Below are 22955 nucleotides of genomic sequence, written 5' to 3'. Positions count from 1 at the left end.
CCGATGTCCAGGTCCGCATGGGTGAGCCCACCGGCCGGTGGGCTCACCCATGCGGACCTGGACATCGGCGGACCGCTGCTGCTGCCCGGCCTGGGCGCGCAGGGCGCCGCGCCCGCCGACCTGCCCGCGCTGCTCGGGCCGGCCCTGCCCGCCGCCCTGCCCAGCGTCAGCCGGGGGGTGCTGCGCGCCGGTCCCGACCCCGACGCGCTGCGCGCGTCGGCGGCCCGCTGGAACGAGGAACTGGCCGCCGTCATCGGCTGAACCACGCCACACAACCAATGTGAACCCGCCGTTCCCCGCCACCGGCCCCACCGGCCGCACCGGCGCGGAACGGCGGGTTCACGCCGGTCAGGGCGGCGTGGGCGACCCGGCGAAGGGCGCGTCCATGGCAGGCCCACGGGATGTGCACGAAATCGCCACCTGCCACCCCGGGCCCTCCTGCAAGACGGCTGGTCACAGCAGGTATCGGCCGGGCCGTGGTGTCTGCGCCGCAGGTCACGGGGGAGCCCGGCGCGCCGTTCGCCGGGGCCCCGGGCTCCGGGCCTCGCCGGGCCCTGCTGGATCAGGCGCCGACCAGTGCGCCGAAATGGGCCTTAATGTCCGGAGTCACAACAGCTGACCAGGAGTTTTCGGCTGATCTCGCTGACTCTTGCGCTCTTGCCCGCTAGTCTCCGTCGGGAGCGGACCCGCCGGGCGCCCAGGCGTCCGGTACCGCAGGGTGCCGGGTCGCGAGTATCGTGCCCGCTCCCGCAACCCACATCCGACCGTTCGATACCTGAGGTGACGTAGGCGTGGCTCTTCCGCCCCTTACCCCTGAACAGCGCGCTGCCGCGCTCGAGAAGGCCGCTGCGGCTCGCCGGGAGCGCGCCGAGGTCAAGAATCGGCTCAAGCACTCCGGAGCCTCACTGCACGATGTCATCAAGCAGGGCCAGGAGAACGACGTCATCGGCAAGATGAAGGTCTCCGCGCTGCTGGAGTCCATGCCGGGCGTCGGCAAGGTCCGCGCCAAGCAGATCATGGAGCGGCTCGGCATCTCCGAGAGCCGCCGGGTGCGCGGTCTGGGCTCCAACCAGATCGCCTCCCTGGAACGCGAGTTCGGCAGCACCGGGTCCTGACGCGTCGGGCGCGCGGCGGACGCGGATTTCCTCGCCGCGCGCCCGGGCGGGATAATCACCCCATGAGTGAGGTTGTCTCCGGGGGGACGTCCCCCGAGGTCCCGCCCGGCCGTCCGCGACTGACCGTCCTCTCCGGCCCCTCCGGGGTCGGCAAGAGCACCGTCGTCGCGCACCTGCGCCAGGCCCATCCCGAGATCTGGCTCTCGGTGTCGGCCACCACGCGCAGGCCACGTCCGGGTGAACGGCACGGCGTCCAGTACTTCTTCGTCGACGACGGAGAGTTCGACAAGCTGGTCGCCAACGGCGAACTGCTGGAATGGGCCGAGTTCGCGGGCAACCGCTACGGAACGCCCCGGCAGGCCGTCCTTGAGCGGCTGTCGGCCGGGGAGCCGGTCCTGCTGGAGATCGACCTCCAGGGCGCGCGGCTGGTCCGCGAGTCCATGCCCGAGGCGCGGCTGGTCTTCCTCGCCCCGCCGAGCTGGGACGAGCTGGTCCGCCGGCTGACCGGGCGGGGCACTGAGCCGCCCGAGGTCATCGAGCGGCGTCTCACCGCCGCCCGCACCGAACTGGCCGCCGAGGCGGAGTTCGACCACACGCTGGTCAACACCTCCGTCGAGGAGGTCTCGGCCGAGCTGCTAGCCTTGACCCGAATCTCGTGAACCCTCCGGTCGCCGCGCGTCACCACTGCGGCCCGGCGTCGGCCGCAGGCCGGCCGTACGGGACCGGCCGACCGGTCCGGTTCGCACCCCGTCTTACGGAAGGCAGAGCGTGTCCTCTTCCATCGCGACGCCCGAGGGCATCATCAATCCGCCGATCGATGAGCTGCTCGAGGCCACCGACTCCAAGTACAGCCTGGTGATCTACGCCGCCAAGCGTGCGCGTCAGGTCAACGCGTACTACTCGCAGCTCGGCGAGGGCCTGCTGGAGTACGTCGGCCCTCTGGTGGACACCCACGTCCACGAGAAGCCGCTCTCCATCGCCCTGCGTGAGATCAACGCGGGTCTCCTGACCGCCGAGGCGATCGAGGGCCCGGCCGACTGAGCCGGTCCGTCCACCTCGCCACCGGGGCCCGGCAGCGTCACGTCACGCTGCCGGGCCCCGGTGCGTCGTGGGGCGTGCCCCGGGGCCCGCGCGGCGCGGGGGCGGCGCATACGCTGGGACCGTCCGCGCGCCGCCGCCCGGTGACGCGCGGGCGAACCGTCCGGCGCACCGTCGAGGTGCCGCAGTGAAGCGGGAGCAACGAGTGACGCAGACACCTGGCACCGACGACCGGCCCGAGATCGTCCTCGGAGTCGGCGGCGGCATCGCGGCCTACAAGGCGTGCGAGCTGCTGCGCCGGTTCACCGAGTCCGGCCACGCCGTCACCGTCGCGCCCACAGCCTCGGCCCTGCACTTCGTCGGCGAGGCCACCTGGGCCGCGCTCTCCGGCCGGCCCGCCGCCCACGCCGTGTGGGAGAACGTGCACGAGGTCCCGCATGTGCGGATCGGCCAGCGGGCCGACCTCGTGGTGGTGGCCCCGGCCACGGCCGACGTGCTGGCCCGGGCGGCCCACGGCCGTGCCGACGACCTGCTCACCAACACCCTGCTCACCGCCCGCTGCCCGGTGGTCTTCGCCCCCGCCATGCACACCGAGATGTGGGAGCACCCCGCCACCCGGGAGAACGTCGCCACGCTGCGGCGCCGCGGTGCCGTGGTGATCGAACCCGCCAGCGGGCGGCTGACGGGGAGCGACACCGGCAAGGGCCGCCTCCCGGACCCGGCGGAGATCTTCGCCGTCTGCCGCCGGGTGCTGGCACGGGGTCCGCGTGCGGGGGAGCGCGACCTCGCCGGGCGGCGGGTCGTGATCAGCGCCGGCGGCACCCGTGAGCCGCTGGACCCGGTGCGTTTCCTCGGCAACAACTCCTCCGGCAAGCAGGGGTACGCGCTGGCCCGCACCGCCGTCGCCCGTGGCGCCGAGGTGACCCTGGTGGCGGCCAACACGGCGCTGCCCGACCCGGCCGGGGTCGACGTGGTGGCCGTCTCCACCACCGCGGAGCTGGCGGAAGCAGTCACGGCCGCCGCGGCGACGGCCGACGTGGTGGTGATGGCCGCCGCCGTCGCCGACTTCCGCCCCGCGGTCCGCGCCACCGGGAAGATCAAGAAGAAGGACGGCGAGGAACCGGCCCCCGTCGAACTGGTGCGCAATCCCGACATCCTCGCGGCGCTGGCCGCCGACCGGCCCCGCCCCGGACAGCTGGTGGTGGGGTTCGCCGCCGAGACCGACGACGTGCTCGCCGCGGGCCGCGCCAAACTGGCGCGCAAGGGCTGTGACCTGCTGGTCGTCAACGAGGTGGGCGACGGCCGGGCGTTCGGCACCGAGGACAACGAGGCCGTCGTGCTGGACGCCCTCGGCGCCGAGACCCACGTCCCGTACGGCCCCAAGGACGACCTCGCCGACGCGGTCTGGGACGCCGTCGCGGCGCGGCTGGCGGAGAGCTGATCGGCCCAGTATGCGAACGGCATGGATGATCAGCCGGGTGGCCGGATAGACTGCATACGAGCGGCCACCGCCTTGTCGCGGGCCGCTCACCCGTTTGAGTCAGCAGCCGCTGCAACCCCAGGGAGCGATGTGTCCCGCCGTCTTTTCACCTCGGAATCCGTGACCGAGGGTCACCCAGACAAGATCGCTGATCAGATCAGTGACACCATCCTCGACGCCCTGCTCAAGGAGGACCCGTCCTCACGGGTCGCCGTCGAGACACTGATCACCACCGGCCTGGTGCACGTCGCGGGCGAGGTCACCACCAAGGCCTACGCGCCCATCGCGAGCCTCGTCCGCTCCAAGATCCTGGACATCGGCTACGACTCCTCCAAGAAGGGGTTCGACGGTGCCTCCTGCGGGGTGTCCGTCTCCATCGGCGCCCAGTCCCCGGACATCGCCCAGGGTGTGGACACCGCCTACGAGGCGCGGGTGGAGGGCGAGGACGACGCCCTCGACCGCCAGGGCGCCGGCGACCAGGGCCTGATGTTCGGCTACGCGTGCGACGAGACGCCGGAGCTGATGCCGCTCCCCATCCACCTGGCGCACCGTCTCTCCCACCGGCTGACCGAGGCCCGCAAGAACGGCACCGTTCCCTACCTGCGCCCGGACGGCAAGACGCAGGTCACCATCGAGTACGACGGCGACAAGCCGGTCCGGCTGGACACCGTGGTGGTCTCCAGCCAGCACGCCTCCGACATCGACCTCGACTCGCTGCTGACCCCGGACATCCGGGAGTTCGTGGTCGAGCCCGAGCTCAAGGCGCTGACGGCGGACGGCATCAAGCTGGACACCGACAGCTACCGGCTGCTGGTCAACCCGACCGGGCGGTTCGAGATCGGCGGCCCCATGGGCGACGCCGGCCTCACCGGTCGCAAGATCATCATCGACACCTACGGCGGCATGGCCCGCCACGGCGGCGGTGCCTTCTCGGGCAAGGACCCGTCCAAGGTCGACCGCTCCGCCGCCTACGCCATGCGCTGGGTCGCGAAGAACGTCGTCGCCGCCGGGCTCGCGACCCGCTGCGAGGTCCAGGTCGCCTACGCCATCGGCAAGGCCGAGCCGGTCGGTCTCTTCGTCGAGACCTTCGGCACCCACCGCACCGACGTGGAGCGGATCGAGCAGGCGATCCGGGAGGTCTTCGACCTCCGGCCCGCCGCCATAATCCGTGAACTGGACCTGCTGCGGCCCATCTACGCCCAGACCGCCGCCTACGGCCACTTCGGCCGCGAGCTGCCGGACTTCACCTGGGAGCGGACCGACCGCACCGAGCAGCTGCGCCGCGCCGCCGGAGTCTGACCCGCCGGAGTCTGACCCGCCGGCGTCCGAACCGTCGGAGTCCGAACCGCCCGGCACGCCGCACGGGACGCGCCGCCGCGCTCCGTCGGCCGCCACCGTTCCGCCCACGCGCCCCCGGACCGTCACCACGGTCCGGGGGCGCGTGGCGTGCGCGGACCGCCGCGCGGGTCCGTGGCGCGCGGACCCGGTCACGTCTGGTGTACTGACGGGGTGAGTACCGCGCGCCGCCCGGAGGACAGCCCCGAGCAGCTGGCGCTGCTCCGCGGGCCCGCGGCCGGCGACGGCCCGAAGGTGCCCCGTGCCAAGCCGCGCACCTGGCGCGGTGCGGCGCTGGCGGACCGTCTCCCCGTCGCCCGGGTCCTGGTCGACAAGGGCCAGCTCCACCTCGACCGCTACTTCGACTACGCGGTCCCGGCCGAACTCGACGCCGACGCCCGTCCCGGGGTCCGCGTACGGGTCCGGTTCGGCGCGGGGGAGCGCGGCGGGCGCCGAGAGGGCGGCGGTCTGATCAACGGGTTCGTCGTCGAGCGCGTCGAACGCAGCGACTTCCCCGGCACCCTGGCGCCGCTGGCACAGGTCCTCTCCACCGAGCCGGTGCTCACCCCGCGACTGCTCGCCCTGTGCCGCGCCGTCGCCGACCGCTACGCCGGGTCGCTCGCCGACGTCGTGCAGCTCGCGGTGCCGCCGCGGATGGCGCGCGCCGAGCGGAAGGAGTCCCCGCCGCCGCAACCGGCGCCGCCTGTGCCGGAACCGGCCGGCTGGGACGCCTACACCGGGGGCCCCGGCTATCTCGCCGCGCTCACCGCGGGCGAGGCGCCGCGCGCGGTGTGGACCGCGCTGCCCGGCCCCGGCTGGCCCGCGGAGCTGGCCCGTGCCGTCGCCGCCTGCCTGGCGGGCGGGCGTGGCGCGCTGGCGGTCCTGCCCGACGGGCGCAGCGCGGCCCGCGCCGACGCCGCGCTGACCGAACTGCTGGGCTCCGGCCGGCATGTGCTGCTGACCGCCGACGCCGGACCGGAGGCCCGCTACCGGCGCTGGCTCGCGATCAGCCGCGGCAGTGTCCGTGCCGTCGTCGGCACCCGCGCCGCGGCCTTCGCGCCGGTCCGGGACCTCGGCCTGCTCGCCCTGTGGGACGACGGTGACTCCTCGCACCGCGAGGAACGTGCACCGCAGCCCCATGCCCGGGAGGTGCTGCTGCTGCGTGCGGTGTCCGAGGGGGCCGGCGTGCTGCTGGGCGGCCACAGCCGGACCGCCGAGGCCGCCCAGTTGCTGGAGAGCGGCTGGGCCGGGGAACTGGCCGCCCCGCGCGCCACCGTGCGGGAGAGCGCTCCGGCGGTGCGGACCGTGGAGGAGCACGACGAGGCGCGGGACCCGGCCGCCCGCACCGCCCGGCTGCCCAGCCACGCCTGGCAGGCGGTGCGTACCGCCCTCGCAGACGGCCCCGTCCTCGTCCAGGTGCCCCGCCGCGGCTACGTTCCCCGGCTCTCCTGCGACCGCTGCCGCCATCCGGCGGTCTGCGCGCACTGCCCCGGACCGCTCCAGTCGGTGGACGGCCACCACGCACCGCGCTGCGCGTGGTGCGGCCGGGCCACCGAGCACTGGCACTGCTCCGAGTGCGGCGGTGTGCGGCTGCGCGCCAGCGTGGTCGGGGCCCGCCGTACCGCCGAGGAACTCGGACGGGCCTTCCCCGCCGTGCCCGTACGGACCTCCGGACGGGACCAGATCCTCGACACGGTGCCCGACCGGCCCGCGCTCGTGGTCTCCACGCCGGGGGCCGAACCCCGGGTGGAGGACGGCCCGGGATACGCGGCGGCGCTGCTGCTCGACGGCTGGGCGCTGCTGGGCCGCGCCGACCTGCGGGCGGGGGAGGAGGCGCTGCGCCGCTGGCTGAACGCGGCGGCGCTGGTCCGGCCCGCGCCGGCCGGCGGTGCCGTCGTCGTGCTCGCCGAGCCCACCGCCCGCCCCGTCCAGGCACTGGTGCGCTGGGATCCGGCCGGTCACGCCGCCCGCGAACTCGGCGACCGGTCCGCTCTGGGCCTGCCCCCGGTCAGCCGGCTGGCGGCGGTCACCGGCCCGCCGGCGGCGGTCTCCCGTCTGCTGGAGACCGCCGAACTCCCCGGCGACGCACTGGTGCTGGGCCCGGTCGACCTGGAACCCCCGCCCCGCGGACGCCCACGACGTTCCCACGAGCCGCCGCCGGGCGAGCGCTGGCAGCGCGCGCTGGTCCGTACTCCGCCCGCGGCGGGGGCGGCGCTGGCCGGGGCGCTGCGCGCGGCACGCGCCGCGCGCCTCGCCCACGGTGACCCGGTGGTCGCGCGGGTCCGGGTCGACCCGGCCGACATCGGCTGACCCGCCCGCCACCGCCGGTCCCGGTCGGCGGCCGTGGTGGCGGGCCGCCGGGCGGGTGCGTGCGGGGTGAGCGCGCGCCCGGCGAACCGGGACCTGTGAGGTGAGTGACCCGAGCGCGCCGCGGGTGCGCCGGTCAGCCGCCGCGTGGGCCGGGCACCACCCCGCGCGGCTGCTCGACCGCCGGCCGGACCGCGCTCTCGGCCGGTTCCTCTTCGAGTACGCCCGCCGTCCCGCCCGGGTCCATCAGCCGCGGTGGTCCGCTGCGCGCTGCCGGGACCGTCGTGGCCATCCGGGCGCGCCCGGCCCCGACGGTGGCGCGGCGGGCACCGTAACGGCGGTGGACCGCCTGCTTGGTGACTCCGAGCGCCGAACCGACGGCGTCCCAGGAGAAGCCCAGCGAGCGGTCGAAGTCCACCGCGGCCGTCACCAGCGTCTCCACGCTGTCCCGCAGCTCCTGGGCCAGCCGCACCGTCGGGGCGGGCGCCCGGCCGTACACGACGAATCCCGTGGCGGGACCGGTGCGCCGTGGGCGGTAGACGTTGCCCAGCTGTGAGGTGAGCGTCCGCAGCGCTTCCACCTGGCGACGTACCCGCTCGATGTCCCGTACCAGCAGATGCAGACTGGCTCGTGCCTGAGCGTCAGGGGTGGCATGGTCAGCCATCAACAAGCCTCTCCAACCGGCGAATAGGGTCAGGACCGGTCAGCGGCCCTGGTCAATCCGTCGTGACCAACGCGTCACCCAACGCACGGTCACGCCCTGCGGGCGCACTGCGGACATCCGGGGGCGCGTCCCGCGCGGCTCGCTCCGCACCGGCGCACGCGTGGCGCCTCGCGCCGGGGCCGGAACGGGGGTGGCCCGCGGCCGGTTCGGGCAGCTCCGCCAGCGCCGTCGGTGAGCGACGAGCGGCGTGGCCGCCGGCCGCCCCGACCCCGGTGGCGTGCCCCCGTGCCGCTCCGCGTGAGCCCGCCGGGCTCCCCGGGCGCGCGCCGTCCACGGACCGTAGACTGCTCCCCGGCCGCAACGGCCGCGCCCGGCCATGACCGGCCGCGCCCGGCGACCGCACCCCTGTCCGTACCGAACAGAAACGGTGATCGACCCAGCATGAGGCTCGTCTTCGCCGGCACCCCCGAGGTGGCCGTGCCCGCCCTGGAAGCACTGCTGGCCTCCGGGCGGCACGAGGTGGCGGCGGTGGTGACCCGTCCCGACGCACCCGCAGGACGTGGCCGGCGCCTGGTGGCCAGCCCCATCGCGCAGCACGCGGAGGAGGAGGGCATCGAGATCCTGCGGCCCGCCCACCCCCGCGATCCCGAGTTCCAGGACCGGCTGCGCGCGATCGCCCCGGATTGCTGCCCGGTCGTCGCCTACGGCGCGCTGCTGCCGCGCACCGCACTGGACATCCCCCGGCACGGCTGGGTCAACCTCCACTTCTCCCTGCTGCCCGCCTGGCGCGGAGCCGCCCCCGTCCAGCACGCGGTGATGGCCGGCGACGAGATGACCGGCGCGTCCACCTTCCAGATCGAGGAAGGGCTGGACTCCGGCCCGGTCTACGGCGTCGTCACCGAGGAGGTACGGCAGCAGGACACCAGCGGCGACCTGCTGACCCGGCTCGCCTTCGCCGGCGCGGGTCTGCTCGCCGCCACCATGGACGGCATCGAGGACGGCACCCTGCACGGGGTCCCCCAGCCCGAGGAGGGCGTCACCCTGGCGCCCAAGATCGGTGTGGAGGACGCCCGGGTCGACTGGCACGCGCCCGCGCTCCGCGTGGACCGGGTGGTCCGCGGCTGCTCGCCCGCGCCGGGAGCCTGGACGACGTTCCGGGGCGAACGGCTGAAGCTGCGTCAGCTCACCCCGGCCCCGGGACACACGGGGCTGCCGCCCGGTGCCGTCGTGGCCGGCAAGCACAGCGTGCACGTCGGCACCGGCTCCCACGCCGTGGAACTGCTCTGGGTCCAGCCGCAGGGCAAGAAGCCGATGGCCGCCGCCGACTGGGCCCGGGGCGTGCGGGTGGCCCCGGGGGAACTGCTCGGTGGCTGACGTCCCGCGCCCGCCGGAGCCGCCCGGCCCGGCGGGCCTCACCCCAGACGCCCGGCCCACCCGGCCGTCCACCCGTACCGTTCTCGATCCCGTCCCGCGGAGCAATCAGCTGTGAGCACCCCGCCCCGCCGTCCCGCCCGGCCCTACCGCCGTCCCACCAAGGATCCCGTGCGGTTCCTGGCCTTCCAGGCGCTGCGCGCCGTGGACGAACGCGACGCCTACGCCAACCTGGCGCTTCCGCCGCTGCTGCGCGAGGCCCGGAAGAACGGCATGGACGACCGCGACGCCGCGCTCGCCACCGAGCTGGTCTACGGCACGCTGCGCTGGCAGGGCAGCTACGACGCGATCCTCGCCGAGTGCGTCGACCGGCCGCTGCGGGAGGTGGACCCGCCCGTGCTGGACGTCCTGTCCCTGGGCGCCCACCAGCTCCTCTCGACTCGCATCCCCACCCACGCCGCCGTCTCGGCCACCGTCGAACTGGCGCGGGTCGCCGTCGGCGACGGCCGTGCCAAGTTCGTCAACGCCGTGCTGCGCCGCGTCACCGCCGACGACCTCGGCGGGTGGCTGGAGAGGATCGCGCCCTCCTACGACGACGACGCCGAGGAGCACCTGGCCCTCACCCACGCGCACCCCCGCTGGGTCGTCTCCGCCATGTGGGACGCCCTCGGCGGTGGCCGCGCCGGTATGGAGGCACTGCTCGACGCCGACAACGAACGCCCCGCCGTCACCCTGGTAGCCCGGCCCGGCCGGTCCTCCACCGACGAACTGCTGGTCGCGGGCGCCGAGGCCGGGCGCTGGTCGCCCTACGCCGTCCACCTGGCGCAGGGCGGCGAGCCCGGCGCCGTACCCGCCGTCGCCGAGGGACGGGCCGGGGTCCAGGACGAGGGCAGCCAGCTCGTCGCCCTCGCCCTCGCGAACGCGCCGGTGGAGGGCGACGACTCCCGCTGGCTGGACGGCTGCGCCGGACCGGGCGGCAAGGCGGCGCTGCTCGCCGCGCTGGCCGCCGAACGCGGCGCGGCGCTCCTCGCCGCCGAGCGGCAGCCGCACCGGGCCCGGCTCGTGGAACGCGCCCTCGCCGGCAACCCCGGCCCGTACCAGGTGATCACCGCCGACAGCACACGGCCCGGCTGGCAGCCCGGCTCCTTCGACCGGGTCCTCGTCGACGTGCCGTGCACCGGGCTGGGAGCCCTGCGCCGGCGCCCCGAGGCCCGCTGGCGCCGCCGCCCCGAGGACCTGGAGCGGTTCGCGCCGCTCCAGCGGTCCCTGCTGCGCGAGGCCCTGCGGGCGGTGCGGCCCGGCGGCGTCGTCGGCTACGCCACCTGCTCGCCGCACCCGGCCGAGACCGGCGCGGTGGTCGAGGACGTGCTGCGCCGCACCCGGACCACCACCCCGGCCGAACGGGTCGACGCCCGCCCCCTGTTCCCCGGGGTGCCTGACCTCGGCGACGGGCCGGCCGTCCAGCTGTGGCCGCATCTGCACGGCACCGACGCCATGTACCTGGCGCTGCTGCGCCGCACCGGCTGACCCACGCGGGTGCGGGCCCGCGGATCGGGTGACCGGCTCTCGTTCCGATCGGCCGGTGTGAGGCTTCGCGCACGGCCATTGAGGTATCGACGAATGATCAGGTGAGTGACTCGGACCGTGGGTCTCGTGTCGCGATGAGTCCTGCGGCGTCGGGCGGTCGTACGGTCGGGACCGATGCCGAGGAGGACGTCCGATGCGCAGCGTGACCTATTCGATGGGCGTCTCGCTGGACGGCTGCATCGTCGGGCCGGACGGCGGCTTCGACTGGACGCCGCCCGACGAGGAGCTCTTTCGCTTCGCCACCGACGAGGTGCGGAAAGCCGGTGTCCACCTGTTGGGGCGACGGCTGTACGAGACGATGCTGTACTGGGAGAGCGTCGACCAGCATCCATCGCTCGACTTCTCGACGCGCGAGTTCGCGGCGATCTGGAGATCGCTCCCCAAGGTGGTGTTCTCCACCACCCTCTCAGCGGTACGGGGCAACGCCCGCCTGGCCTCCGGTGGCCTGGCGGAGGAGATCGAGCGCCTGCGGGCCGAGCCGGGGGACGGCGACATCGCGATCGGCGGTGCGAGGCTCGCGGCCGAGGCCGCCGCGCTGGATCTGATCGACGAGTACCGCCCCAGGGTCCACCCGGTACTGGTCGGCGGCGGAATTCCGTTCTTCCCCCGGCACGGGCGCCGGGTGGACCTCGAACTGGTCGGGACCCGCACCTTCAGCTCCAGGGTCGTCCACCTCCGCTACCGCGTGGCGCGCTAGCTGTATTGACCTGGAGCGTTCGGCTCCCGGAGCGGGAGCGGCCGGCGTGGTGCGGGGCACCTGCCGTGGGAGGGCCGGAGCGATGCTGAATACTGGGCCCATGGCACAGATCAACCCGTCCATCCTGTCCGCCGACTTCGCCCGTCTGGCCGAGGAGGCGCGGGCCGTCGACGGCGCGGACTGGCTCCACGTCGATGTGATGGACAACCACTTCGTCCCCAACCTGACGCTGGGACTGCCCGTCGTGGAGTCCCTGCACAAGGCGACGGACACCCCGCTCGACTGCCATCTGATGATCGAGGCGCCCGACCGCTGGGCCCCGCAGTACGCCGAGGCCGGGGCGGGCTCCGTGACCTTCCATGTCGAGGCCGCCGCCGCGCCGATCCGCCTGGCCCGTGAGATCCGCGCGCAGGGCGCCCGCGCCTCCATGGCGCTCAGGCCGGCCACCCCGATCGAGCCCTACGAGGACCTGCTGCCGGAACTGGACATGCTGCTGGTGATGACGGTGGAGCCGGGCTTCGGCGGGCAGGCGTTCCTCGACATCATGCTGCCGAAGATCCGCCGCACCCGTCAGCTCATCGACCGCCACGGCCTGCAGATGTGGCTCCAGGTCGACGGCGGTGTCTCCGCCGAGACCATCGAACGCTGCGCCGAGGCCGGAGCCGACGTCTTCGTCGCCGGCTCCGCGGTCTACAACGCGGACGACCCGGCGGCCGCCGTCGCGGCGCTCCGCCGGCAGGCCGAGGAGGCCGCCGCGCGGGCGTGAACGCCGGAGCGCGACCGCCCGGCGAGAGCGCCGGACGCGGTCAACGACGCGTGCTGCGTGCACCGGTGGGATCACGGAACGCACGACGTCTGCGAGGATGAGCACGCGGGACGCGAGCGGTACAGCGGTACGCGCGAGTGAGACGAGCGGGACGAGCCGAGGACTGTGAGGTGAGTGCGGTGTCGGCCGGAAGGTCAGCCACACGGATGGGGCCCGCCGAGCTGATGCAGGCGGCGGCCATGGCACGCCGCTTCTACCTGGAGGGCAAGTCCAAGATCCAGATCGCGGACGAGTTCGGTGTCAGCCGGTTCAAGGTGGCGCGAGTCCTGGAGTCCGCGGTCGAGCACGACCTGGTGCGGATCGAGATCCGGGTCCCCGCCGAACTGGACGCCGACCGCTCCGACGCGCTGCGCGCCCGGTTCGGGCTGCGTCACGTCGTCGTCGCGGAGTCCCCGGCCGACGCGCCCGACGACACCCCCGACCCGGAGAACCTGGGCGAGGTCGCCGCCGACCTGCTCGGCGAGCTGGTGGCCGAGGGGGACGTCCTCGGGCTGGCGTGGGGCCGCTCCACCATCCACATGGCCGCCGCCCTGCGGGAACTGGCGCCGTGCACCGTGGTGCAGCTGACCGGCGTCTACGACGCGGGCACCGCCGAACGCGGCTCCGTCGAGGCCGTCCGCCGGGCCGCCGCCGTCTCCGGCGGCAGCGCCCACCCGATCTACGCGCCGATGCTGCTCCCCGACCCCCAGACCGCCGCCGCGCTGCGCCGCCAGCCCGGTATCGCCGGGGCGTTCGAGTACTTCGACAAGGTCACCGTCGCCGCCGTCTCGATCGGCTCCTGGGAGCCGGGCATCTCCACCGTCCACGACATGCTCAGCACCGAGGAGCGCGCGCACTACGCCTCCCTCGGTGTCGCCGCCGAGATGTCGGCGCACCTCTTCGACAGCGACGGGCGACGCATCGGCCGCGACCTCGGCGAGCGCTGCATCACCGTGGAGGCCGACCGGCTGCGCCGGGTGCCGGAGGTCGTCGCGATCGCGGGCGGCAGCCGCAAGGCGGAGGCCATCGCGGCGGTGCTGCGCTCCGGGCTGGTGACCAGCCTGGTCACCGACACGGCCGCCGCCGACCAGCTGCTCACCATGGACCCCGGCGGGCGCCCCGCGCTGGAGCGGGTGGACCCCGACACCGCCTGACCACGGGCCCGTTGGCCCCGGCGGCCCCGTCCGTCGGCTCTTCCGGGCCGTCCGCCCGCCGTGTCGCGGCCACGCCCCGTGGCCCGCCGTCGGCGGGCCGGTGTTCCGGTGCCGGTCACCGGCCTGGGATACTGCCGTAGGAGCCGCGGCCGGACGGCCCGGGCGGAACGGTCCGCCCGCTCCGGCGCCGGCCTCCCACCCGCCCGGACATCCACACGCAGGTGAGAGAGCCAGCATGCGATTCCTGAACGACACCGTGCCGCCGTACGACCTGACCTACGACGACGTCTTCATGGTCCCCTCGCGGTCCTCCGTCGGCTCCCGCCAGGGTGTCGACCTGGCCACCCCCGACGGCACCGGCACCACCATCCCGCTGGTCGTCGCCAACATGACCGCCGTCGCCGGCCGCCGCATGGCGGAGACGGTCGCCCGCCGCGGCGGCATGGCCGTCATCCCCCAGGACATCCCGATCGAGGTCGTCGCCGAGGTCATCGGCTGGGTCAAGCGCCGTCATCTGGTGCTGGACACCCCGATCACGCTCACCCCCGGGCAGACCGCCGCCGACGCGCTGTCGCTGCTGCCCAAGCGGGCACACGGCGCGGCCGTGGTCGTCTCCGACGGCCGCCCCGTCGGCATCGTCACCGAGCGCGACCTCAGCGGTGTCGACCGCTTCACACAGCTGTCCGAGATCATGTCGCGCGACCTGCTGCTGATCGACGCCACGCTCGACCCCCGTGAGGCGTTCAACCGGCTGGACTCCGCCCACCGCAGGATCGCTCCCGCCGTGGACGCCGACGGCCGGCTCGTCGGCATCCTCAACCGCAAGGGCGCCCTGCGGGCCACCCTCTACACCCCGGCCACCGACGCCGACGGCCGGCTGCGCGTCGCCGCCGCGGTGGGCGTCAACGGGGACGTCGCCGGCCGGGCCGCGGCACTGCTGGAGGCCGGGACCGACGCGATCGTGGTCGACACCGCCCACGGCCACCAGGAGTCGATGATCTCCGCGCTGCGGGCGGTCCGCGCCCTCGACCCGGCGGTGCCCGTCGTCGCCGGCAACATCGTCTCCGCCCAGGGCGTCCGTGACCTCGTCGACGCCGGCGCCGACATCATCAAGGTCGGGGTCGGCCCCGGCGCGATGTGCACCACCCGGATGATGACCGGCGTCGGCCGCCCGCAGTTCTCCGCCGTGCTGGAGTGCGCCGCCGAGGCGCGCCGGCTCGGCCGCCACGTCTGGGCCGACGGCGGCGTCCGGCACCCCCGCGACATCGCCATGGCGCTGGCGGCCGGCGCGTCGAACGTCATGATCGGCTCCTGGTTCGCCGGCACCCACGAGTCGCCCGGCGACCTTCAGCAGGCGGCCGACGGCCGTCTGTACAAGGAGAGCTTCGGCATGGCCTCCGCCCGCGCCGTCCGCAACCGGACCGCCGAGGAGTCCGCTTACGATCGGGCCCGCAAGAGCCTGTTCGAGGAGGGCATCTCCACCTCGCGGATGTTCCTGGACCCCGCCCGCCCGGGCGTCGAGGACCTGATCGACTCGATCATCGCCGGGGTCCGCTCCTCCTGCACCTACGCCGGGGCCGCCTCGCTCGAGGAGTTCGCGGAGAAGGCCGTCGTCGGCGTGCAGAGCGCCTCCGGCTACGCCGAGGGCAAGCCGCTGCACGCCAGCTGGCAGTGAGACCTGCGGGCCGTGCCGCCCGCCCCCGGGCGCCCGGCACGGCCCGCACCTCGTACGACGCGGTGCCGCACCCTGCCCGGCACGGCCCGCACCTCGCACGACGCGGTGCCGCACCCGCCGCGACGTGGTGTACTGCCGTGGTGCGACTGAACGGACTGGACGAGCGGATCGTCCACGCGCTGGCCGAGGACGCCCGGCGCTCCTACGCCGACATCGGCGCGGAGGTCGGGCTCTCGGCCCCCGCCGTGAAGCGGCGCGTGGACCGGCTGCGCAGCGAGGGCGCCATCACCGGCTTCACCGTCCGGGTCGACCCCGCGGCGATCGGATGGCGCACCGAGGGCCTGATCGAGATCTACTGCCGGTCCAAGACCGCGCCCGGGGACATCCGCGGGGCTCTGGCCCGTTATCCCGAGGTGGTCTCGGCCTCGACCGTCACCGGTGACGCCGACGCCATCGTGCAGGTGCTCGCCTCCGACATGCGCCACTTCGAGCAGGTCCTGGAACGCATCGCGGGTGAGCCGTTCGTCGAGCGCACCAAGTCGGTGCTGGTCCTCTCCCCGCTGCTGCGCCGGCACGCCGCCGGGCCGCCCGGCTGAGCACCGGCGCCGTCCGGAGAACCGCGGAGATTCTTCGCCCGAGGGTGTCGATTCCGCGCCCTCCCGTCCGTCGTCAGGGTGTACGGCGCGAACGCCGTGCGGGAGACAACCCGAGAGGCAGGAGCCACCCATGAAGTACATGCTGCTGATCCAGGCCGGAGCCGTCGACGCGGACGGCGGTGCCGAGGGCTGCGACGTCACCGACTGGCAGGCCTACGACCGCGCGGTCAACGACGCCGGGATCGTGGTGTCGAGCGAGTCGCTGGCCGATCTGGTGACGGCCACCACCGTCCGTGTCGCCGCCGACGGCGAGCGCACCGTCACCGACGGACCGTTCGCCGAGAGCCGCGAGCTGCTCGGCGGGTTCTACGTGATCGACGTCCCGGACCTCGACGCCGCCCTGGAGTGGGCCGCGCGCTGTCCGGGCGCCCGGGGCTCCGGCGCCGTCACGGTGCGGCCCGTCGCCGACTTCGGCGGCTGAACCGATGGACGGGGAGGAGGCCGGCTACCGGATGGCGGCGCGTTCGTCCGTGGAGGCGGTGTTCCGTGAGGAACACGGCCGGCTGCTGGCCTCCCTGGTCCACCGGTTCGGGGACCTCGACCTCGCCGAGGACGCCGCCTCCGCGGCGCTGGAGGCGGCGCTGGTCCACTGGCCGGTCCGTGGGGTCCCCTCCAGCCCCGGTGGCTGGCTGCTGACCACGGCGCGTCGCAAGGCCGTGGACCGGCTGCGGCGTGACCGGACCCACGCCGCCCGGCTCGCGGTCCTCCAGGCGGAGCGCGAACGGGACGCCGCCCCCGCCCCGCGGACCGCTGGGGAGTTGCCCGACGAGCGGCTCGAACTGTTCTTCACCTGCGCCCACCCCGCGCTCCCCGCCGAGGCGCGCGGCGCCCTGACCCTGCGCTGCCTCGCCGGGCTCACCACCCCGGAAGTGGCCCGCGCCTATCTGATCCCGACCGCCACCATGGCGCAGCGGATCGTGCGCGCCAAGCAGAAGATCCGCCGCGCCCGCGTCCCGTTCCGGGTGCCGGCGGTCGACGAGTTGCCGGGACGGCTGCCCGGGGTCCTCAACGTGCTCTACTCGATCTTCACCGAGGGCTACACCGCCAGCTCGGGCCCCAGTCTGCAGCGCCCCGCCCTGGCCGAGGAGGCGATCCGGCTCGCGCGGATCCTGCACCGGCTGCTCCCCACCGAGCGGGAGACCGCCGGCCTGCTGGCGCTGATGCTGCTGGTCCACGCCCGGCGGGACGCCCGCACCGGGCCCGGCGGGGCGCTGGTGCTGCTCGCCGACCAGGACCGCACCCGCTGGGACCGGGAGCTGATCGCGGAGGGCACCGCGCTGACCACCTCGGCTCTCACCGGCGGCTCGCCTGGCCCCTACGGGGTGCAGGCCGCCATCGCCGCCCTGCACGACGAGGCGCCGGACAGCGGCGGAACGGACTGGGCGCAGATCGTCGCGCTGTACGGGGTGCTGCTGACGCTGACCGGGTCGCCCGTGGTGGCGCTCAACCGCGCCGTCGCGGTGTCGATGCGGGACGGGCCCGCCGCCGGGCTGGCGCTGCTGGACGGGCTGGCCGGTGAGCCGGCGCTGCGCGGCCACCATCCGCTGCACACGGCGCGCGCCGAACTCCTCCACTGTCTGGGGCGGGCCCCCGAGGCGGCCGCCGCCTACCGCCGGGCGATCGAGCTCGCGGGCACCGAGCCGGAACGGGCCCATCTGCTGCGGCGGCTGGCGGACCTCGAAGCGGAGCCGCCGGGGGAGTAGGGCCCCGAGCCACCGTGACCATGCGGCGCCCGCCGCCCGGCCAGGTGGCTCGGGGCAACCGGCGGGTGCCTCGGGTGGGTGCGCGCAACGAATCGCCGCTTGGTGCGGAAACGGCGCAACAGATCGCCGGACGGGGTGCGGAAGAGGTGTCTTGTCGCAGGTCAACGGGGGACCGTACCGTCGTCGGTGTACCACCGGCCCACCGCGAGACCGTTCCGTGAGGTTGCCTTGACGTCGCCGAAGACGCCGCTGCGCATCGCCCTGCTCCAGGGCCCGTCCGGCATCCCCGCGGACAACGACGCGGGGGCCGCCGTCCTCCGCGCCGCCGCCGCGCGTGCCGCGGAGGCGGGCGCCCGCCTGCTGATCACGCCCGAGCTGTCGCTCACCGGGTACGCCCTCGGCGCCGCCGTCGCCGACCGGGCCGAGCCGGGCGACGGCCCCGCCGCACGCGAGGTGGGGAGGATCGCAGCCGAGTACGGCCTCGCCGTCGTCCACGGCTACCCCGAGCGCTCCCCGGAGAGCGGCGTCGTCCACAACACGGTCCAGCTCACCGGGCCGGACGGACGGACCCTCGCCCGCTACCGCAAGACCCATCTGTACGGGGGTTACGAGCGGGAGGCGTTCACCGCGGGCGACGAACCGGTGGTGCAGGCCGAGCTGGACGGGCTGCGGATCGGGCTCCTGGTCTGCTACGACGTGGAGTTCCCGGAGGCGGTGCGCGCGCACGCCCTGGCCGGAACCGATCTGCTGGCGGTACCCACCGCGCTGATGCGGCCCTTCGACTTCGTCGCCACGACCCTGGTGCCCGCCCGCGCCTGGGAGAGCCAGCTGTATGTGGCGTACGCCAACCGCTGCGGCCGGGAGGGCGAGTTCGACTTCACGGGGCTGAGCTGCCTGGCCGCGCCCGACGGCACCGTGCCCGCCCGTGCGGGGGAGGACGGGCAGCTGCTGGTGGCCGACGTGGACCCGGCCGCGCTGGCGGCCTCGCGTGCGGCCAACCCGTATCTGGCCGACCGACGACCCGAGCTGTACACCACGCTCACGCCGTGACCACGTTCACGCCGTAGCCGCGTGAACCACCGGATCACCGGCCGGCCCGCCCGCAGCCCGCGGTGGCCGGAGGCTTTCGCCCGCGCCCGGTGTCCCACCCGCACGCCCCAACCGCACGCCCCCACCCGCACCATCGACCCGTGCCAGGAGACCCGCGCCATGACCTCCACGGTGCCCACCGCCGCCCACGACGAGCAGCACGACGCCCCTCGCGACGAGCCGCCGCTGACCATGTTCGGACCGGACTTCCCGTTCGCCTACGACGACTACCTGGCCCACCCCGCCGGGCTCGGCCAGATCCCGGCCACCGAACACGGCCGTGAGGTCGCGGTGATCGGCGGCGGCCTGTCGGGTGTCGTCGCCGCCTACGAGCTGATGACGATGGGCCTGAAGCCGGTGGTGTACGAGGCCGACCGCATCGGCGGCCGGCTGCGCACCGAGACCTTCCCCGGCTGCCCGCCCGAGCTGACCGCCGAGATGGGGGCCATGCGGTTCCCGCCCAGCTCCACCGCGCTCTCCCACTACATCTCGCTGGCGGGCCTGGAGACGGTGCCCTTCCCCAACCCGCTGGCGCCCGAGACCCCCTCGACCGTCGTCGACCTCAAGGGGGAGAGCCACTACGCGCGCGGCCTGGACGACCTGCCGGAGGTCTACCGCATCGTCATGGACGCGTGGAACTCCTGCCTGGAGGAGGGCGCCGACTTCTCCGACATGCAGCAGGCCATCCGCACCCGCGACATCCCCCGCATCCGGGAGATCTGGTCCCGGCTGGTGGAGAAGCTCGACAACCAGACCTTCTACGGGTTCCTCTGCGACTCACCGGCGTTCGCCTCCTTCCGGCACCGCGAGATCTTCGGCCAGGTCGGCTTCGGCACCGGAGGCTGGGACACCGACTTCCCCAACTCCGTCCTGGAGATCCTGCGCGTGGTGTACACCGGCGCCGACGACGACCACCGGGGCATCGTCGGCGGCAGCCAGCAGCTGCCGGAGCGGCTCTGGGAGCGTGAGCCGTCCAAGCTCGTCCACTGGCCGCACGGCACGTCGCTGCGCTCGCTGCACGGCGGCGAACCGCGGCCCGCCGTGACCCGGCTGCACCGCACGGCTGCGGCGGGCGGCGGCACCGCCGTCACCGTCACCGACGCCTCCGGCGCCGTCCGCACCTATCCGGCGGCCGTCTTCACGGCCCAGTCGTGGATGCTGCTCGCGAAGATCGACTGTGACGACGCGCTGCTGCCGATCGACCACTGGACGGCAGTGGAGCGCACCCACTACATGGAGTCGTCCAAGCTGTTCGTGCCCGTCGACCGGCCGTTCTGGCGGGACGAGGCCGTGGACGCCGACGGCCGGCCCACCGGCCGCGACACCATGTCGATGACCCTGACCGACCGGATGACCCGCGGCACCTATCTGCTGGACAACGGGCCCGGCCGGCCCGCCGCCATCTGCCTCTCCTACACCTGGTGCGACGACAGCTCCAAGTGGCTGCCGCTGAGCGCGGGGGAGCGGATGGAGGTCATGCTGAAGTCGCTGCGCGAGATCTATCCCGGCGTCGACATCCGCAAGCACATCATCGGCGACCCGGTCACCGTCTCCTGGGAGGACGAGCCGTACTTCATGGGCGCCTTCAAGGCGAACCTGCCCGGCCACTACCGCTACCAGCGACGGCTGTTCACCCACTTCATGCAGGACCGGCTCCCCGCCGACCGCCGGGGTCTCTTCCTCGCCGGTGACGACATCTCCTGGACGGCGGGCTGGGCCGAGGGCGCCGTCCAGACCGCGCTCAACGCCGTCTGGGGCGTGATGCACCAGTTCGGCGGCGGTACCGACCCCGCCAACCCCGGGCCCGGCGACGTCTACGACACCATCGAGCCCGTCCACCTTCCGGAGGACTGACCGCTCACCGGGAGCGCGCGGCCCCTTCGTCCGCGGGGCGCGTGTGCCGGCGCCGACCCGGCTCAGGGGGCGCGGCCTTGCCGCCGCGCGCCCCGGCGGTGACCATGAAGGACGGCCGGGCCGACCGGCCGCCGCCGACCCGCGACCCGTGGAGGCCGCCCCGTGGCGCCCGAGCATACCGGCCCACCGAACCCGCTGACCCAGCTCACCGAAGCGCAGCTGCGCCGCCGTACCAGCATCAAGTGGAACTGGTACGAACCCGACGTGCTGCCCGCCTGGGTCGCCGAGATGGACGTGCCCGTCGCCGAACCCGTGGTGGCCGCCCTCACCGACGCGCTCGCCCTCGGCGACACCGGCTACCCGACCGGCACCGGCTACGCCGAGGCGCTGGCCGGTTTCGCCGCAGCGCGGTGGGGCTGGACGGTCGAACCCGAGCGGACCGCGATCGTGCCCGACGTGATGCTCGGCCTGGTCGAGCTGCTGAAGCTGGTCACCGGGCCGGGCGACACCGTGGTGATCAGCCCGCCGGTCTACCCGCCGATCCGGCAGTTCTCCGAGAACATCGGACGGCGGGTCACCACCGCGCCGCTGGACGGTGGCGGCCGACTGGACCCGGCGGCGCTGGATCGCGCGTTCGCCGCCGCCACGGCCGGCGGCGCCCGTGCCGCGTACGTGCTGTGCAGCCCGCACAACCCCACCGGCACCGTGCACACCGCCGCCGAACTGGCCACCCTCGCCGCGCTGGCCGACGAGCACGGCGTCCGGGTCGTCTCCGACGAGATCCACGCCCCGTTGGTGCTGCCGGGGGCGGTGTTCGTCCCGTACCTGGCGGTGCCCGGTACCGAGCGGGGCTTCGCCGTCCACTCCGCGTCCAAGGGCTGGCACCTCTCCGGCGCCAAGGCGGGCCTGGCCGTCGCCGGAGCCGAGGCCGCGGCCGAGCTGGCCCGGCTGCCGGAGGAGGTCGCGCACGGCCGCAGCCACCTCGGAGTCATCTCCCACACGGCCGCGCTGCGCGACGGGGGACCGTGGCTCGACGCGCTGCTCGCCGGCCTGGCGCAGAACCGGGACCTGCTCGCCGGACTGCTCGGCGACCTGCTGCCCGAAGTCCGCTGGCGGCCGCAGCAGGGCGGCTACCTCGCCTGGCTCGACTGCCGGCAGCTCGGTCTCGGCGACGACCCGGCCGCCGTCTTCCTCGACCGCGGGCGGCTCGCGGTCAACCCGGGTGCCACCTTCGGCGAGGAGGGCGCGGGGCATGTCCGGCTCAACACCGCGACCCCGCCGGAACTGCTCACCGAGGCGGTGCGGCGGATGGCGACCGCCGCCCGTGCCCGCGCCTGACGGCGCGGGCACGAGAGGGGGCGGCGGTCATCCCGGCGGGCGGCTCCCGTCTGCGGCGCGCGCCGGGACGTCGACCGTTCCGGTGGGTCCGGCCTTCCCGGCCTGCGTGGCGGAGACCGGATCGGCGATGACCGTCTCCGCCGCCTCCACCGCCGCCGCGGTGGCCGTGGTGCCCGTCCCGCCCCGGGCTCCACCGGCCGCGACACGGCTGCCCCGCCCCGGATCCAGGACACCCGCCCCGAGGATCATCAGCGCCGTGGCGGTGGCGACCACCGCGAACGACATCCGCAGTGAACTGACCTCGCCGACCACCCCGATGAGGGTGGGCGCCACCAGACCGGTGGTGTAGGTGATGGTGGCGACACCGGCGATGGCCTGGCCCGGGGCCGGGCCGCTGCGCCCGGCGGCGGCGAAGGCCAGCGGGACGACGACGGCGATGCCGACGCCTATCAGCGCGAACCCGGCGATCCCCACCGCCGGACCGGGCGCGACCACCACCGTGAGGCCGCCGAGCGTCGCCACCGCGCCGCTCAGCCGCACCGCCCGCACCGCGCCGATGCGGCGCACCACCGCGTCACCTGAGAGCCGGGCGGCCGCCATGGTGCAGGCGAACGCCGTGTAGCTGGCGGCGGCCAGGGTCTCCGAGCCGCCCGTGACGTCCCGGAGGTAAACGCCGGACCAGTCCATGGCGGCGCCCTCCGCCAGTACCGCGCCGACCCCGACCGCCCCGATCAGCACCGCCGAGCGGGGCGGCCTGCTGAAACGCGGGGGCGCCTCCTCGCCGGCGGCGGGCCGCACGTCGATGAGCCCCCGGCATGCCGGCTGTGCCAGCACCGTGAGCAGCAGCGCCGTGGCCAGCAGGTGGATCCGCGCGTCGACCCCGGCGTGCACGGCGGCGACGCCGCCCGCGGAGCCCAGCAGCGTTCCCACACTCCACAGGCCGTGCAGCCCGGACATGATCGAACGCCCGTAGCGCTGCTCCACCTCCACGCCCTGGGCGTTCATCACGACGTCGGCCATGCCGGCGGTTCCGCCGAAGACGGCCAGCAGGACGGCCAGGGTGGCGGGATGGGGGGCCAGGGCGGGC

The 22955-nt window shown here is 74.7% G+C and carries 20 protein-coding genes and 1 pseudogene; 19 read left to right on the top strand and 2 right to left on the bottom strand.

Annotation, left to right across the window (positions count from 1 at the left end):
- The 7 genes and pseudogenes from E0D90_RS08525 to E0D90_RS08495 form a co-directional block, all read left to right on the top strand.
- Nucleotides 1-261: pseudogene (locus tag E0D90_RS08525) on the top strand (orotidine-5'-phosphate decarboxylase); the annotation flags it as partial.
- Nucleotides 262-791: 530 nt separating this feature from the next.
- Nucleotides 792-1115 carry an integration host factor gene (locus tag E0D90_RS08520; protein WP_018836707.1) on the top strand — a complete coding sequence of 108 codons (324 nt, stop codon included), beginning with the start codon at nt 792-794 and terminating at the stop codon, nt 1113-1115.
- Nucleotides 1116-1177: 62 nt separating this feature from the next.
- Entirely contained in the window at nt 1178-1774 is a 597-nt protein-coding gene (gene gmk, locus E0D90_RS08515; RefSeq protein WP_103504619.1) for a guanylate kinase, read from the top strand.
- Between the two features lie 109 nt (nt 1775-1883).
- Nucleotides 1884-2156, top strand: coding sequence for a DNA-directed RNA polymerase subunit omega (gene rpoZ / locus E0D90_RS08510; protein WP_103504618.1), 273 nt, complete (start codon nt 1884-1886; stop codon nt 2154-2156).
- Between the two features lie 202 nt (nt 2157-2358).
- Entirely contained in the window at nt 2359-3594 is a 1236-nt protein-coding gene (gene coaBC / locus E0D90_RS08505) for a bifunctional phosphopantothenoylcysteine decarboxylase/phosphopantothenate--cysteine ligase CoaBC (protein WP_130797224.1), read from the top strand.
- A gap of 129 nt (nt 3595-3723) precedes the next feature.
- Nucleotides 3724-4932, top strand: a complete 1209-nt coding sequence (gene metK / locus E0D90_RS08500) for a methionine adenosyltransferase (protein WP_130797223.1) — start codon at nt 3724-3726, stop codon at nt 4930-4932.
- Between the two features lie 210 nt (nt 4933-5142).
- A complete protein-coding gene (locus E0D90_RS08495; RefSeq protein ID WP_130797222.1) occupies nt 5143-7278 on the top strand; it encodes a primosomal protein N' in 2136 nt (711 codons plus the stop codon).
- Between the two features lie 133 nt (nt 7279-7411).
- Here E0D90_RS08495 and E0D90_RS08490 read toward each other — a convergent pair whose 3' ends face one another.
- A complete protein-coding gene (locus E0D90_RS08490) occupies nt 7412-7939 on the bottom strand; it encodes a hypothetical protein (protein WP_130797221.1) in 528 nt (175 codons plus the stop codon).
- 441 nt (nt 7940-8380) lie between these two features.
- Here E0D90_RS08490 and fmt point away from each other — a divergent pair, with 441 nt between their 5' ends.
- The 12 genes from fmt to E0D90_RS08430 all read left to right on the top strand — a co-directional run bounded on the left by fmt (nt 8381) and on the right by E0D90_RS08430 (nt 21868).
- Entirely contained in the window at nt 8381-9313 is a 933-nt protein-coding gene (gene fmt, locus E0D90_RS08485; protein ID WP_103504452.1) for a methionyl-tRNA formyltransferase, read from the top strand.
- Nucleotides 9314-9424: 111 nt separating this feature from the next.
- Entirely contained in the window at nt 9425-10837 is a 1413-nt protein-coding gene (locus tag E0D90_RS08480; protein WP_130797220.1) for an RsmB/NOP family class I SAM-dependent RNA methyltransferase, read from the top strand.
- A gap of 193 nt (nt 10838-11030) precedes the next feature.
- Nucleotides 11031-11594 carry a dihydrofolate reductase family protein gene (locus E0D90_RS08475; RefSeq protein WP_130797219.1) on the top strand — a complete coding sequence of 188 codons (564 nt, stop codon included), beginning with the start codon at nt 11031-11033 and terminating at the stop codon, nt 11592-11594.
- A 100-nt stretch (nt 11595-11694) separates the two neighbouring features.
- Nucleotides 11695-12360 (top strand): ribulose-phosphate 3-epimerase, encoded by a 666-nt coding sequence (gene rpe, locus E0D90_RS08470; RefSeq protein ID WP_103529599.1) that lies wholly within the window; start codon nt 11695-11697, stop codon nt 12358-12360.
- A 206-nt stretch (nt 12361-12566) separates the two neighbouring features.
- Nucleotides 12567-13553, top strand: coding sequence for a sugar-binding transcriptional regulator (locus tag E0D90_RS08465; protein ID WP_103504456.1), 987 nt, complete (start codon nt 12567-12569; stop codon nt 13551-13553).
- Nucleotides 13554-13788: 235 nt separating this feature from the next.
- Nucleotides 13789-15228, top strand: a complete 1440-nt coding sequence (locus tag E0D90_RS08460; protein WP_103504457.1) for a GuaB1 family IMP dehydrogenase-related protein — start codon at nt 13789-13791, stop codon at nt 15226-15228.
- Between the two features lie 140 nt (nt 15229-15368).
- Nucleotides 15369-15824: an Lrp/AsnC family transcriptional regulator gene (locus E0D90_RS08455; RefSeq protein WP_103504460.1), complete on the top strand. Its 456-nt coding sequence runs from the start codon at nt 15369-15371 to the stop codon at nt 15822-15824.
- Between the two features lie 130 nt (nt 15825-15954).
- Nucleotides 15955-16305 carry a YciI family protein gene (locus E0D90_RS08450; RefSeq protein ID WP_130797218.1) on the top strand — a complete coding sequence of 117 codons (351 nt, stop codon included), beginning with the start codon at nt 15955-15957 and terminating at the stop codon, nt 16303-16305.
- A 4-nt stretch (nt 16306-16309) separates the two neighbouring features.
- A complete protein-coding gene (locus tag E0D90_RS08445; protein ID WP_130797217.1) occupies nt 16310-17587 on the top strand; it encodes an RNA polymerase sigma factor in 1278 nt (425 codons plus the stop codon).
- Nucleotides 17588-17815: 228 nt separating this feature from the next.
- On the top strand, nt 17816-18637 hold the full coding sequence (locus E0D90_RS08440) for a carbon-nitrogen hydrolase family protein (protein WP_130797216.1): 822 nt from the start codon (nt 17816-17818) through the stop codon (nt 18635-18637).
- A 159-nt stretch (nt 18638-18796) separates the two neighbouring features.
- On the top strand, nt 18797-20530 hold the full coding sequence (locus tag E0D90_RS08435) for a flavin monoamine oxidase family protein (protein WP_130797215.1): 1734 nt from the start codon (nt 18797-18799) through the stop codon (nt 20528-20530).
- Between the two features lie 162 nt (nt 20531-20692).
- On the top strand, nt 20693-21868 hold the full coding sequence (locus E0D90_RS08430) for a MalY/PatB family protein (RefSeq protein WP_103503557.1): 1176 nt from the start codon (nt 20693-20695) through the stop codon (nt 21866-21868).
- A 27-nt stretch (nt 21869-21895) separates the two neighbouring features.
- Here E0D90_RS08430 and E0D90_RS26530 read toward each other — a convergent pair.
- Nucleotides 21896-22955: MFS transporter (locus E0D90_RS26530; protein ID WP_157996837.1), on the bottom strand; the 1060-nt coding region annotated here is incomplete at its 5' end.

This window comes from Streptomyces otsuchiensis, from assembly GCF_004305975.1.
Taxonomy (GTDB): Bacteria; Actinomycetota; Actinomycetes; order Streptomycetales; family Streptomycetaceae; genus Streptomyces; species Streptomyces otsuchiensis.
This window is presented reverse-complemented; position numbering and strand designations above follow the sequence as displayed.